Source organism: Thermosipho affectus (assembly GCF_001990485.1).
Taxonomy (GTDB): Bacteria; Thermotogota; Thermotogae; order Thermotogales; family Fervidobacteriaceae; genus Thermosipho; species Thermosipho affectus.
Window position 1 is genome coordinate 61,133 of sequence record NZ_LBFC01000018.1, and the last position, 13,543, is coordinate 74,675.

Below are 13,543 nucleotides of genomic sequence, written 5' to 3' on the forward strand. Positions count from 1 at the left end.
TAAATATGCATTTTATTTGAAAATTATGCGTAAAAATATAAATTTTTTTTCAAATTATCTAGTTTTTTCTTTAAGTATCTATATGTAACCGTTTACATTACAAAAAAATAAAAAAGGCCACCTGGAGGTGGCCTTTTTACACGTATGCTGCTAAATCAAATAATCCGTGACCTGAAAGTGTAAATACAATTGTTTTTTCTATTTTTTCTTCTTTTGCTTTCAGTGCTTCTTTTATAGCTCCTGCTATTGCGTGAGCAGATTCAGGTGCTGGTATTATTCCTTCAACTTTAGCAAAAAATTTTGCAGCTTGAAAGGTTTCGTTTTGATCAAACGCTTCTGCCTCGATTAATTTATTTTTCAAAAGAGCTGAAACGATAGGAGCAGCTCCATGGTATCTTAATCCACCTGCGTGTATTTTAGGTGGAACAAAGTCTTTTCCAAGTGTGAACATCTTTAAAAGTGGAGTAAATCCGACACTGTCTCCAAAATCGTATTTATATTCTCCTTTTGTTAAAGTTGGACAACTTTTTGGCTCGCAAGCCAAAAATTTTATGTTTTTTCCGGAGAGTTTTTCCGGGATAAACGGTAATATTGTACCTCCAAAATTTGAACCTCCACCATGACAACCTATTAAAACATTGGGAATTAAACCTAATTTTTCAAGTTGTTTTTTTATTTCAAGTCCAATTATCGTTTGATGCAAAAGCACATGATTTAATACACTGCCCAGCGCATACTTTGAGTTTTTTTGTTCCAAAACTTTTTCCATTGCCTCACTAATTGCAATTCCAAGTGTTCCAGGATGATCTTCTCCGTATTTTTTTCCAGATGCCGTTAGATTACTTGGGGATGGAACAACTTCTCCATTAAAGAGATTCATTAGTTGTTTTCTGGCAGGTTTTTGCATATAGCTTACTCTTACCATGAATACTTTTACTTTCAATCCAAATTTTAATCCCGCATATGAAAGTGCACTTCCCCATTGACCGGCACCTGTTTCTGTATAAAGGGTTTTAGTGCCAGAAATCTTGTTGTAATATGCTTGTGCAAGTGCGGTATTTGTCTTGTGACTACCTGTAGGACTTACTCCTTCGTATTTGTAGTAAATCTTTGCAGGAGTCTCTAAATATCTTTCGAGAAAAGTTGCTCTGATTAATGGAGTTGGTCTAAAAACATAGTATTCATTTAATACTTCTTCTGGGATTTCAATAAATCTCTTATCTGAAACTTCTTGTTCCAATAACGGTTGTGGGAATGTTTTTAATAGTTTTTCTGGAGTCATTGGTTTGTTTGTCTCTGGATCAAGAGGTGGATCAAGCTTAAACGGTAAATCTGCAAGTACGTTGTACCAACTTTTTGGAACTTCCTGAAGATGTACATATTTTCTCATTTCTATCCCTCCTTAATATAATAAAAAATGCCGGGCAGATAATGCCCGGCAATTGTCCTCTCAAGTATATTTTTACCACAACAAAGGTGGTGGACAATCGCCACTGTTCCACCACCAAACAAAGTTTTCACTTTTAAAATAGGTAAAATATTCTTTTGTCGATAATTTTTTCATAATATCACCAACTGTTAATTTTTTCTTTCTATTATTTTAATATAAAGAAGCGATATTGTCAATTAATTTCAGATTCTGTTCAAAAAACAAAGAGATATAAAACAAATAGGCATATAGAGCTATGAACTAAATATATTCGAATAACAAAGTATCTTGCACAAAATTAAATAAAAAATTATTTGGAATAACTCTATCAAGTTGTACAATATAATTCTTACATATACACGCAGTTTTGGTGTTTTAAATAAAAAAGTTCTATCTCCGAATATGTTTTTCACTATTCCTATTATCTGTTCTATTCTGTACTTGATTTTTTAATAATTTTCTTTGATTTTTGTACACACACACACAATGAAGTTTCCATTCCTCATAGGTATGTTCTAAACGAAAAATGGCTTGCAGAAGAAAATGTCAAAGCTATAAATATTGCGTTTCCATTCCTCATAGGTATGTTCTAAACAAAAAAAATCTCGCTCCCAGATGGGAGCGAAGAAATTTTAAGTTTCCATTCCTCATAGGTATGTTCTAAACCACAAAAAAACAGATAATGAAATTATAGAAATGTTAGCTGGGTTTCCATTCCTCATAGGTATGTTCTAAACAAAATACAATAGACGATGAAATATATCGAACAATAAAAGTTTCCATTCCTCATAGGTATGTTCTAAACGAAATAGAAGAATTACTATATATTCTTCTGTTTCCAGTTTCCATTCCTCATAGGTATGTTCTAAACCCAATTAAAAATCTCATAAATTATTATAAACCACATTATTTTCGTTTTGATTAACTGGAAGTTACTCGAAAGTAAACACGTTATTTTAAGCCATATACAAGCTTTTTTGTTAACGGAAAAGGTCATCGAATATTCCTTATATTTTTCGTCTTAACCCAAACGTTACAATTAGTTACAATTGATATTTTATTAAACAAGGTATTTTTGATGAGTTTGTGTAAATGGAAAACCTATTAGTTAATTTATTTTTATTTGTTTATAATTAACAAATTATATTAAATATTATTTTATTTTATATTACATAATTTTATGTTTTATTCATAACGAATGATATTTTCTATTTAATAAAAGAAAATACAGTGTTTAATATAAAATAATATAATTATAATATTATAATAATTTAACTATATATTCTTCACGTAAATAAAATACATGATTAATCATAGAAAATTAAACTTAATATAATTAAAAATAATGAAAAAATTATTGTTGAAAGACAAAAATGAAAGGTAGGAAATTTATAACATACAAATACGATGTTATATGGTTAGATAAATACACATGATCAAAAGGAATGAAGGAAGTGATAAAGAGGAAAAAATGATAAAAAAAGATCCAAGTTAGATAGAGTTTATTTTTGTTTTGAGATGGATTTTTTCGCGTTTTATCTATTTATTTTGTTTTATCATAAATTTGAGATTTTTGAAATGGACTGATTAAATTTTGGAGGATCAAAAAGCGAAAATAATTTGTTTTACTAACTAATTTGATGTTATAATATGTTTAAAAAGGTGAAATGGTAATATATTCTTTGACTGTACCTTACATGGAAAAGCTTGCTGTTGTTTTTGTTAAGTAACTTTGTAAAAAAGTATTGATATGTATGTAGTTGGATAATCTGTGAAAATACATGATATAGAAGTATTGGAATTTGTGGGATTTAATTCTTTTCTTGTAGTAGTAGATGAAAATGCTAAAACTACAATGTAAAAAATGGTATATCTAATACACTTGCAATTGTTGGTGAAAATCGAGAAATTCCAATTAATAATAATTTGTATGTGAGAGTTAGGAGGGAAAGGTTGTGAAAGTACTAATCACAGGATTTGAACCATTCAACAAAGAAAAGATAAATCCTTCATATGAGGCGTTAAAGAAATTACCCGGAGAAATAGAAGGTATAAAGGTTGTAAAGGCACAAGTTCCAACGGTTTTTAGAAAGAGTATAGAAGAAATTGAGCGATTAATTATTAGAGAAAAGCCAGATATTGTAATTTGTGTTGGGCAGGCGGGTGGAAGAAGCAAAATTACAATAGAACGTGTTGCGATCAACATTGATGATGCAAATATTCCAGACAATATGGGAAATAAACCAGAAGATGAAAAAATTTTTGAAGATGGAGAAAACGCCTATTTTTCAAATTTACCTATTAAGCACATGATAGAGAGTATAAAAAAATGTAATATTCCCGCAGATATAAGTAATTCCGCTGGAACTTATGTATGCAACCACATTTTATATGGATTATTGTACCTTATAAATAAAAAATATCCACATATAAAAGGTGGATTTATACATGTACCATATGCACACGAACAAGTAATAGAAAAGAAAAACGTGCCAAGTATGTCCATTGATGATATTGCAAAGGCCTTGTACTGTGCTATTAAAAGTCTAAAAGTTGTCCTTTAAAGATTATCTTGGCTGTTCCACCAACTTTAATTTTTCCATCGAAAGTTACAAATATTTCTGATTTTCTGTTTAAAGATTCACCTTGGATTATTTTATACACCTTATCTTTCTTAACTATATTGTGTTTATAAAGGTAATAAAAAAGGGCGCCATTTGCAGTGCCTGTGGCGGCCTCTTCATTTATTCCATAAAGTGGAGCAAAATTCCTCGTATTGCAAAGTCCATTACTTTCATCTAATGTAAAGACGTGAAAGCTTGCAACATCATTAAATCGTTTCATATATTCCAAATCTGGGTTAATATTTAACAAAATTTTCTTTGATTTTACAGGTACTATAAGATCCCAAAGACCTGTAAATGCTTTTTGTACTGGAAGCGTATCAAAATCATCAACAGATATGTTTAAAACTTTGGAAATCTTTTCTTTTTCAATAGTTTCTCCTAATTTTGGCTGAGCTTGTTCCATGAATATTTTTTCCTCAGAAATGTAGATATTTAATTTTCCTGCCTTTGTATGCAGTAAAACTTTCTTTGATTCTAAAAGTTTTAAGTGATGTAAAACGTAAAAAGTTGCAATTGTGGCATGTCCACAGAGATCAATTTCACTTACAGGTGTAAAATATTCAATAAAAAATTCTTTTCTTTTTTTCAAAACAAACGAAGTTTCAGAAAAACCTATTTCTTTTGCTATATTTTGTTTGAGTTTTTTTGGAATTTCTTTATCTAGTAGAACCACACCTGCGGGATTACCCTTAAAAGGTTCATTTGTAAATGCATCAACTATGAAAAAATTCAAAGTATCACCTCGTCAATATCTTTTCGATTTCCTCGTATGGAGGTTCTTTTCCGGGATCATCAGAAACCCAATCGTAAATAATTTTACCACTTTCGTCGATGATATATACAGCTCTTTTAGAAACTGTGTAATTTTCGATATCTATAAAGTTTTTGTGTACGCCTCCATATTTTTCAGATACTTTTCCACCAAAATCTGAAAGAAGTGTGAAGTTTAACCTATTTTTTTCCGCAAATGCCTTGTTTGAAAATGGGGTATCTACACTTATTCCAAATACTTTTGCATTTAAATTATTAAACTTTGCTATTATGTCTCTAAATGAGCAAAGCTCTTTTTCACACACACTTGTGAAAGCACCTGGATAAAATACAAGCACTATTTTTTCTCCTATTTCATTTGAAAGCTTTACCTTGTTTAAATTTGTATCTACAAGTTCAAAGTCAACGTATGTATCACCTTTTTTTAACATAAAAATCACCCCTTGAATTAGTTTAGACTTAGTACATAATCATTATACTACAAATTTAATTAAAAAGCAAAAGTGGTATAATATATCCAGGAGGGGTAGATATGGTAGATTTAAACAAGGTGAAAAAAATAGCTCTAGTTGGTGCGACTACAAATAAAGAAAAATTTGGTTATATTATTTTGAAAGATCTAATAAATAAAGGATTTGAAGTTATACCTGTAACACCAAAATATGAAGAAATAGAAGGAATAAAAGTTGCAAAAACAATTAAAGAATTGGAAGAAGATGTGGATTTAATAGTTTTTGTTGTGCCCCCTAAGGTAGGAGCTGTTGTCACTAAAGAGGTTTTAGAACGTGGGTTTAAAAATCTTTGGTACCAACCGGGAGCGTATTCTAGTGAAATTGAAGAAATTTTAAAGCAAAGTGGTGTAGAGGTAGTACGTGGAAGATGTATAATGGTTGAGACTAGGAGGTGAGATTGTGCATTACATGGAAGAATACAAAAGGTGGCTTGAAAGTCCGTATATTGATGAGGAAACAAAAAAAGAACTTTATGAGATAAAAGACAACGAGGAGGAGATAAAAGAGAGGTTTTTCAAGGATTTAGAATTTGGAACAGCAGGTTTAAGGGGAAAAATAGGATCAGGAACTAATAGAATGAATAAATACGTTATTGCAAGAGCCACACAAGGTCTTGCAGACTTTATAAACTCTAAAGGCGAAGATAGGGCAAAAAGGGGAGTTGTCATTGCCTACGATGTAAGACATTATTCGAAAGAATTTGCAAGGGAAGCAGCAAGTGTACTTGCTGGAAACGGAATTAAAGTGTACATTTTTGATGATATAAGACCTACACCAGAACTTTCTTTTGCAGTTAGATATTTAAATGCAACTGCGGGTATAGTTATCACCGCAAGTCACAATCCTCCAGAATATAATGGTTACAAAGTGTATTGGGATAAAGGTTCACAAATTTTAGATGATGTTGCAATACCAGTTCAAAACAATATAAAGGCATTAAAAAATTTTGGAATGATAAAGAGAATACCTTTTGAAGAAGGATTAAACAAATTGATCCATATAATCGGAAAAGAAGTGGATGAAGAATACTACAAAAAAGTGTTATCACTTGCTCTAAACGAAGATATAGATAAAGATATAAAAATAGTTTACACACCACTAAACGGTACAGGTAATATACCGGTGCGTCATGTATTAAAAGAAAGAGGTTTCAAAAATGTTTTTGTGGTGAAAGAACAAGAATTGCCTGATCCAGATTTTACGACAGTTGGGTATCCAAATCCAGAAGATATAAAGGCGTTTGAGTTGGCACTTAAGCTTGCAAGGGAAAAGGATGCAGATTTAATAATTGCAACTGATCCAGATTGTGATAGACTTGCCGTTATGGTAAAGTACAATGATCAATACGTGGCATTAAATGGAAACCAAACGGGTGCTATTTTGATTCAATATCTTTTATCTCAAAGAAAAGAAAAGCAACTTCTTTCGGATAAAAGCGTTATAATAAAATCCATTGTTACCGGTAATTTGGGAAAGTTAATTGCAAAAGAGTACAACGTAGAAACATTTGAAACACTTACAGGATTTAAAAATATATGTGGACTTGAAAATGAATTGGAAAAAGAGGGGTATCAATTTGAATTTGGGTATGAAGAAAGTATAGGTTTTGTCACGGGAAATTTTGTAAGGGATAAAGATGGTGTAATATCTGCAATGATGCTTTCAGAAGCAGCGGGATATTACAAAAAATTTGGAAGAACATTGGTAGATGTCTTAAACGAGTTATACGAAAAGTACGGTTATTACCTGGAGAATAATTTTTCGCTTATATACGAAGGTATAGAAGGTATGGAAAAAATTTCAAAAATTATGGAATTTTACAGAAAGAGTTTTCCAAAAGAAATTGGAAATTTAAAAGTCAAAAGTTATATAGATTATTTAGATGGGAATATTTACGATATAGATGGAAATGTAATTGGAAAGGTAGAGAGAATACCATCTTCAAATGTGTTGAGATTTTTCTTTGATGATGGTAGTTGGTATGCAATTAGGCCTTCTGGTACGGAGCCCAAACTTAAAGTGTATATTTACTCATTTGCAAGGACACGTGATGAATCTGAAAAAAAGTTAGAATTGATTGAATCTGAATTTAGGAAAATAATTGAAAAAATATGAAGCCTGGGGTATTCCCAGGCTTTTATTTTCGAGGTGATAGGTATGCATCCGCTAATTGAAACGTTTTCAAAGATAGAAGTGTTTAAAAAATTAAAAATATCACAGATAGAAAGATTAGTAAAAAATAGGGAGATCATTTTTAGAAGATATGAAAGAGGTGAATTAATAAAGGGAAGAGGAGAAAAAATAAATGAAGTAATGGTTTTAATGAGTGGTAAGGTACGTGGTGAGATGAACGATTTTAACGGGAAAAATCTCGTGGTTGAAGAAATAAAAGCCCCCAATTTTTTGGCTGTTAATATTTCTTTTTCCAGAGAAGCAATATTACCTGTGGATATAGTTTCCGAGGAAAGGTGTGAAGTTGCGTATTTGAAAAAGGAAAAAATATTTGAGCTTGCAAGTGAAAATATAGATTTTTTAAAAGCTTTGGTGGAATTTTTGGGATCAAAGTTTTATTTTATATCTCAAAAACTTTGGTTTATAACTTTAAATAGTCTAAAGGAAAAAATATTGATATATCTTGCATCAAAGTACAGTGGTGGTGAGGTTGTGGTTTTGGATAAGTCAATAGAACAGCTTTCACAGCTTTTTGGTTCAACAAGACCTGCACTTTCTAGGGCATTTTCGTTGCTTGAAAGTGAAGGAATAATTAGAAAAGAGGGAAATAAAATATACATATTGGATAAAGATGTAATAGATTTTTACGTGTAACATATGTTACAGACAAAATGGTATAGGATTTGTATAATCAAGTTGAGAGGAGTTGAAAATATGAGTGAGTTATTCAATAAAAAGGAGTATTTAAAAAATTTAATTTTGAGAGTATCTCAAAGAGATGATGAAAAATTAAAAAGAGAACTAAAAGAAACTATAAAGGAATTATCCGCAGAAGAGATTGCAAAAGTTGAACAAGAATTAATGGAAGAAGAAAGATTGTCAATTGAGAAGATTCAATCAGTCTGCGATGTACACCTGGAACTTTTTAAAGAGTACATTGATTCTGAAAAGATAGATGTGGAAGAGTGGCATCCCATTTATATATTAATGAAAGAACATGAATATATAATCAAAAGTCTAGAAGGGCTAAAGGAATTATCTGATAAATTACTTAAAAAGAGTGATGTTCCATCTGCTTTGCCAATACTTTTAAATCTTCAAAGGTATATAGATGATTTAAACGAAGCGGAAAAATATTTTCAAAAGGAAGAAAACGTTTTATTCCCGTATATAGAAAAACATGGTATTACAAAACCCCCTGCGGTGATGTGGAAAGAGCATGATCAAGTAAGACTTTTAAGAAAAGAACTTATAGGTATTAAAGAAAAAAGGGATTTGGAGTTAGCAAAGAATAAATTGTATGAAATTTCAATGGGATTACTTGAATTATTTTTAAACCATGTGCACAAAGAACATTCTGTTTTGTTTCCAACTGCATTGAAGTTGATAAGTGATGAGGAGTGGTTAGATATAAGGGAACAATTTGATGAAATAGGATATATAGGGATAACACCTGTGAGTGTGGAAAAAAGGGTAAAGATTGAGGAAAGAGTTTACGATGAAAATATAAAACTTCCAAGTGGAGAGTTTACATTAGAGGAATTAAAATATGTTTTAAATACATTACCGGTAGATATAACATTTGTTGATAAAAATGATGAAGTTAAATATTTTAGCGAGACGAAAGATAGGGTATTTGTAAGAAGTAGGGCAATTATTGGAAGAAAAGTACAAAACTGTCATCCGGAAAAGAGTATAGATATTGTTAATAAAATATTGGAAGATTTTAAGTCTGGAAAAAGAGATCATGCAGATTTTTGGCTAAAGCTTGGAGAAAGGTATGTATACATTAGATATTTTGCTGTGCGCAATGAAAAAGGAGAATATTTAGGAACCCTTGAGGTTACACAGGATATAAAGCCTATTCAGGAGATTTCGGGAGAAAAGAGAATTTACGATGATAAATGAGGAGGTGTTGGAATGTTTTGTTATCAATGTTCAGAGGCATCAAAAGGTGTAGGTTGTACAACCGTTGGGGTGTGTGGTAAAACGCCAGAAGTAGCACATCTTCAAGATTTAATTATTTGGCTTGTAAAGGGAATATCTTATTGGTCTTTAAAAGCAAAAGAGTACGGTGTAAAGGATGAAGAAGTTAATTTGTTTGTTGCGGAAATGTTGTTTGCAACTATTACAAATGTGAATTTTTCGGTTGAAAGAATGGTTGAATTTATTGAGAGGGCATTTGAATTAAGGGATAGAATAAAGCATAAATTTTTAGACGTATATGCACAAAAAGAGGGAAAACCATTTGACGAAAAGGTTCCAGAAGCTGCAGAATGGTATAAAAAAGGCGGGGCTGATCTATACGAATTAAAGGGAATGGAAGTAGGAGTGCTTTCGGATAAAGATGAGGATATTAGATCTCTAAAACAACTGTTGATTTACGGGTTAAAGGGTATAGCTGCATATACAGATCATGCGTATATTTTGAAGCACACAAATGATGATATTTTATACTTTATTCAAAGAGGACTTGTTGAAACATTGAGAGATGATATAACAGCAGATGAATTAGTATCCTTGGTACTAGAAGCTGGAAAATTTGCGGTAGATGCAATGGCATTACTTGATAAGGCAAATACCACAGAATTTGGAAATCCAGAGATTACAGAAGTGTATACGGGGACTTACAATACACCTGCGATATTGGTTAGTGGTCACGACTTGTTGGATCTTGAAGAATTGTTAAAACAGACAGAAGGAACGGGAATAATGGTTTATACGCACGGAGAAATGCTTCCGGCACATGCCTATCCAAAGTTAAAAAAATACAAACACCTTGCGGGAAACTTTGGAAGTGCATGGTGGAAACAAACACAGGAATTTGAAGAATTTGGTGGAGCAATATTGATGACTACAAATTGTTTAGTCCCACCAAAAGGTTCTTACAAAGACAGGGTCTTTACAACTGGACTTGTAGGATTTGATAAGCTAACACATATTCCAAATAGAACAGATGGAAAACCAAAGGATTTTTCACCTGTGATTAAGAAGGCTCTCGAGTTAGGACCAATTCCTGAGAGAAAAGGTAAAAAGCTTGTGATTGGTTTTGCACATAACCAGGTCTTAAAACTTGCAGATAAAGTAATTGACGCGGTAAAATCAGGAGCAATTAAAAAGTTTGTAGTTATGGGTGGTTGTGACGGAAGACATCCTGGAAGGGAATATTACACGGAGTTTGCAAAAAAACTTCCAAAAGATACGGTTATTTTAACTGCAGGTTGTGCAAAGTATAGGTATAACCACCTTGATTTGGGTGATATAGACGGTATTCCAAGAATTTTGGATGCAGGTCAATGTAACGATTCTTATTCGCTTGCCGTGATTGCTTTAAAATTAAAAGAAGCCCTAGGGTTAAACGATATAAACGAATTACCAATTGCGTATAATATAGCGTGGTACGAACAAAAAGCAGTTGCAGTGTTATTGGCGCTATTGTACTTGGGAATAAAAGGAATAAGATTGGGGCCAGTTTTACCGGCATTTGTTTCTGAAAATGTGTTAAAAGTGTTAGTTGAGAAATTCAATATTGCCCCTATCACAACAGTTGAAGAAGATTTAAAAACATTACTCGCATAAATAAAATCCCCATCCAATCGGATGGGGATTTTTTCCTTTCTTAAAAATTCTTCATATTTACTTAAAAATGTAAATATAAAATAAAAAGTGTAAAAAATGGCTATATACATGTATTTGATGTATATATATTTGAATATTTTGCATTTTTTTTATATTTCGCCCTTTTTTATCTTAATTATTTTTTTTTATAATAAATTAAACCAAAAAACAGGAGGTGGAGAGCTATGAAAAAAGTGTTAATTTTTGCTCTTGTTATTTTAAGTGTTTTAAGTTTTTCAAAGGTTACTATAGAATTTTGGCATGCTATGAGTGGATGGAGAATAGAACTATTAGAAAACATGGCAAAGGAATTTATGGCGACTCATCCAAACATAGAAATTAGGGTTCAGTATACGGGATCATATAGAGATACATTTAACAAAACGATAGCGGCTGTAAAGGCTGGAAATCCTCCACATGTTGTTCAGATTTACGATATAGGTACAAGGGCTATGATAGATGGAAATATTGCCGTTCCAATAGGAAATTTAATTGAAGAGGATCCTACAATTGATTTGGGAGCATTTTTGCCACAAGTTTTAAATTACTATACAGTGGATGGAAAGTTATATTCTATGCCATTTAACTCTTCAAATGCCATTTTATTTTACAATAAAACTGCATTTAAAGAAGCAGGTCTTGACCCAAAAAGACCACCAAGGACATTTGATGAATTAATAGAATACAGTAGAAAATTAGTAAAGAAAGATGAAAAGGGAAATATAATAAGGTATGGACTTACTTGGCCTACACACTCTTGGTTCTTTGAACAATTAATGGCTGTTCAAGATGCACCACTTGTTAATAACGACAATGGTAGGGGGAGTAAAAGACCAGATGAAGCAGTTTTTAACAGCGAAGCTGGAAAGAGAATTTTTGAACTTCTTGCACAAATGACAAAAGAAGGATTGTTAATAAATACAAAGAGAGAAGATTGGAGTGGAGCAAGGCAAATCTTTTTATCTGGAAAAGCTGCAATGTTACTGTATTCTACGTCTGATGTAAAGTTTATAACGGAAACTGCAAAGAAAAATGGTTGGGAAGTAGGAACAGCATTCCTTCCAAAGCCATCTCTTTCTATACAAGGTGGAGTTGTAATTGGTGGAGGCTCTCTCTGGATCTTGAAGAATCATCCAAAGAAAGAGATAGATGCAGCATGGGAATTTGTAAAATGGATGACAGAACCAAAACAACAGATAAGATGGCACAATGAAACAGGTTATTTCCCAGTAAGAAAAGATGCCGTAGAACAACTGTTAATGGAAGGATTCTATGCAGAAAAACCGAATTATTTGACCGCTATTTTCCAATTGTTGTTGTCAAAACAAACACCAAATACAAATGGTGCAATAATAGGTGTATTCCCGGAAACAAGGGAAATTATTGAAACAGCATATGAAAAAGTGATAAATGGTCAAATGACTGTAGAACAAGCACTTAATTGGGCTGCTGGAGAAGTAACAAAGGCACTGAAAAAATATAACAGGTTGTACAAGTAAAATTGTGCCCCGTTTGGGGCACTTTCTTGGGAGGTGTAATATTGAGAAAATTAACGCCTTATTTTCTTTTAATTCCCACTTTTGTTATTATAATACTATTTATATATACGCCTGCTTTTAACTCATTTAAAATGAGTTTTTTTCAAGAAACTTATTTTGGAGATAAAAAAGTATTTGTGGGGTTTGACAACTACATAGATTTGTTTAGTGACAATGAGTATTATAACGTTTTGAAAAATACTTTTATTTATTCATTTGTAAGTGTAGGACTTACTATATTTTTATCTTTTTTGATTTCACAGCTACTAATATTGGATTTACCAGGTACAAAAGTTGTTAGAACTTTGATTTTTTCACCATATGCAGTTTCGCCTGCTATTTCTGCAACTTTGTGGGCTATGTTGTTTACACCAACTGCAGGGTTGTTTAGTTATTTATTTCAGATTACATTCAACTTAGATGTTAAGTGGTTAACAACCAAGCCATATTCAATGATTGCAATTATAGCTGCAACGGTTTGGAAGATGTTGCCGTTTGATTTAATTTTCTACATAGCAGCTCTTCAAAATATACCAGATTCCATTTTGGAATCTTCTTTAATGGATGGAGCAAATGGGTGGATTAGAATGTGGAGGATAAAATTCCCACTAGTTACACCTATAACGTTTTATTTGTTTATTATGAATTTTACAACTACGATGTTTTCATCATTTGGAATTATCGATATTATGACTCGCGGAGGACCTTTAAATAGTACAACTAACATGATATACAGACTTTATTTAGATGGTTTTGCGTTTCAGGATAACGGGCTTGCATCAGCTCAATCGGTGGTCATGTTTGGTATAATGTCGATAATTACTTATCTTTACTTTAAATTTGTCGAAGGAAAAGTTCACTATCAGTGAGGTGAAA

11 protein-coding genes are annotated in these 13,543 nt (G+C 31.9%); 8 read left to right on the forward strand and 3 right to left on the reverse strand.

Annotated elements, in window-relative coordinates; translation table 11 throughout:
• Nucleotides 1–136: 136 nt before the first annotated feature.
• Nucleotides 137–1,390, reverse strand: coding sequence for a TrpB-like pyridoxal phosphate-dependent enzyme (locus XJ44_RS04640; RefSeq protein WP_077198224.1), 1,254 nt, complete (start codon nt 1,388–1,390; stop codon nt 137–139).
• A gap of 1,994 nt (nt 1,391–3,384) precedes the next feature.
• On the opposite strand from XJ44_RS04640, the gene pcp reads away from it, so the two are divergent.
• Nucleotides 3,385–3,993 (forward strand): pyroglutamyl-peptidase I, encoded by a 609-nt coding sequence (gene pcp / locus XJ44_RS04645; protein WP_077198225.1) that lies wholly within the window; start codon nt 3,385–3,387, stop codon nt 3,991–3,993.
• Here pcp and XJ44_RS04650 read toward each other — a convergent pair.
• The gene (locus XJ44_RS04650; protein ID WP_077198226.1) at nt 3,968–4,789 is read right to left on the reverse strand and encodes a PhzF family phenazine biosynthesis protein; all 822 of its coding nucleotides are present in this window, start codon (nt 4,787–4,789) and stop codon (nt 3,968–3,970) included. The two genes, pcp and XJ44_RS04650, sit on opposite strands and share 26 nt — an antisense overlap.
• Nucleotides 4,790–4,793: 4 nt before the next feature.
• Complete coding sequence (locus tag XJ44_RS04655) at nt 4,794–5,258, reverse strand: peroxiredoxin (protein ID WP_077198227.1); 465 nt, start codon at nt 5,256–5,258, stop codon at nt 4,794–4,796.
• Nucleotides 5,259–5,359: 101 nt separating this feature from the next.
• Here XJ44_RS04655 and XJ44_RS04660 point away from each other — a divergent pair, with 101 nt between their 5' ends.
• The 7 genes from XJ44_RS04660 to XJ44_RS04690 all read left to right on the forward strand — a co-directional run bounded on the left by XJ44_RS04660 (nt 5,360) and on the right by XJ44_RS04690 (nt 13,536).
• Nucleotides 5,360–5,734, forward strand: a complete 375-nt coding sequence (locus XJ44_RS04660; protein ID WP_077198228.1) for a CoA-binding protein — start codon at nt 5,360–5,362, stop codon at nt 5,732–5,734.
• Between the two features lie 13 nt (nt 5,735–5,747).
• Nucleotides 5,748–7,454, forward strand: a complete 1,707-nt coding sequence (locus XJ44_RS04665; protein ID WP_233119528.1) for a phospho-sugar mutase — start codon at nt 5,748–5,750, stop codon at nt 7,452–7,454.
• Between the two features lie 42 nt (nt 7,455–7,496).
• Entirely contained in the window at nt 7,497–8,165 is a 669-nt protein-coding gene (locus XJ44_RS04670) for a Crp/Fnr family transcriptional regulator (RefSeq protein ID WP_077198230.1), read from the forward strand.
• A 60-nt stretch (nt 8,166–8,225) separates the two neighbouring features.
• On the forward strand, nt 8,226–9,419 hold the full coding sequence (locus XJ44_RS04675) for a DUF438 domain-containing protein (protein WP_077198231.1): 1,194 nt from the start codon (nt 8,226–8,228) through the stop codon (nt 9,417–9,419).
• Nucleotides 9,420–9,431: 12 nt separating this feature from the next.
• Nucleotides 9,432–11,090 (forward strand): hydroxylamine reductase, encoded by a 1,659-nt coding sequence (gene hcp, locus XJ44_RS04680; protein WP_075665853.1) that lies wholly within the window; start codon nt 9,432–9,434, stop codon nt 11,088–11,090.
• A 224-nt stretch (nt 11,091–11,314) separates the two neighbouring features.
• Complete coding sequence (locus XJ44_RS04685; RefSeq protein ID WP_077198232.1) at nt 11,315–12,628, forward strand: ABC transporter substrate-binding protein; 1,314 nt, start codon at nt 11,315–11,317, stop codon at nt 12,626–12,628.
• A gap of 41 nt (nt 12,629–12,669) precedes the next feature.
• A complete protein-coding gene (locus XJ44_RS04690) occupies nt 12,670–13,536 on the forward strand; it encodes a carbohydrate ABC transporter permease (protein WP_077198233.1) in 867 nt (288 codons plus the stop codon).
• Nucleotides 13,537–13,543 lie beyond the last annotated feature (7 nt).

What these genes read in the sequence shown, in the direction of transcription:
- XJ44_RS04640 (WP_077198224.1), bottom strand. Translation starts at nt 1,390, where the DNA reads ATGAGAAAATATGTACATCTTCAGGAAGTTCCAAAAAGTTGGTACAAC.
- XJ44_RS04655 (WP_077198227.1), bottom strand. Translation starts at nt 5,258, where the DNA reads ATGTTAAAAAAAGGTGATACATACGTTGACTTTGAACTTGTAGATACA.
- XJ44_RS04660 (WP_077198228.1), top strand. Translation starts at nt 5,360, where the DNA reads ATGGTAGATTTAAACAAGGTGAAAAAAATAGCTCTAGTTGGTGCGACT.
- XJ44_RS04665 (WP_233119528.1), top strand. Translation starts at nt 5,748, where the DNA reads ATGGAAGAATACAAAAGGTGGCTTGAAAGTCCGTATATTGATGAGGAA.
- XJ44_RS04670 (WP_077198230.1), top strand. Translation starts at nt 7,497, where the DNA reads ATGCATCCGCTAATTGAAACGTTTTCAAAGATAGAAGTGTTTAAAAAA.
- XJ44_RS04675 (WP_077198231.1), top strand. Translation starts at nt 8,226, where the DNA reads ATGAGTGAGTTATTCAATAAAAAGGAGTATTTAAAAAATTTAATTTTG.
- hcp (WP_075665853.1), top strand. Translation starts at nt 9,432, where the DNA reads ATGTTTTGTTATCAATGTTCAGAGGCATCAAAAGGTGTAGGTTGTACA.
- XJ44_RS04685 (WP_077198232.1), top strand. Translation starts at nt 11,315, where the DNA reads ATGAAAAAAGTGTTAATTTTTGCTCTTGTTATTTTAAGTGTTTTAAGT.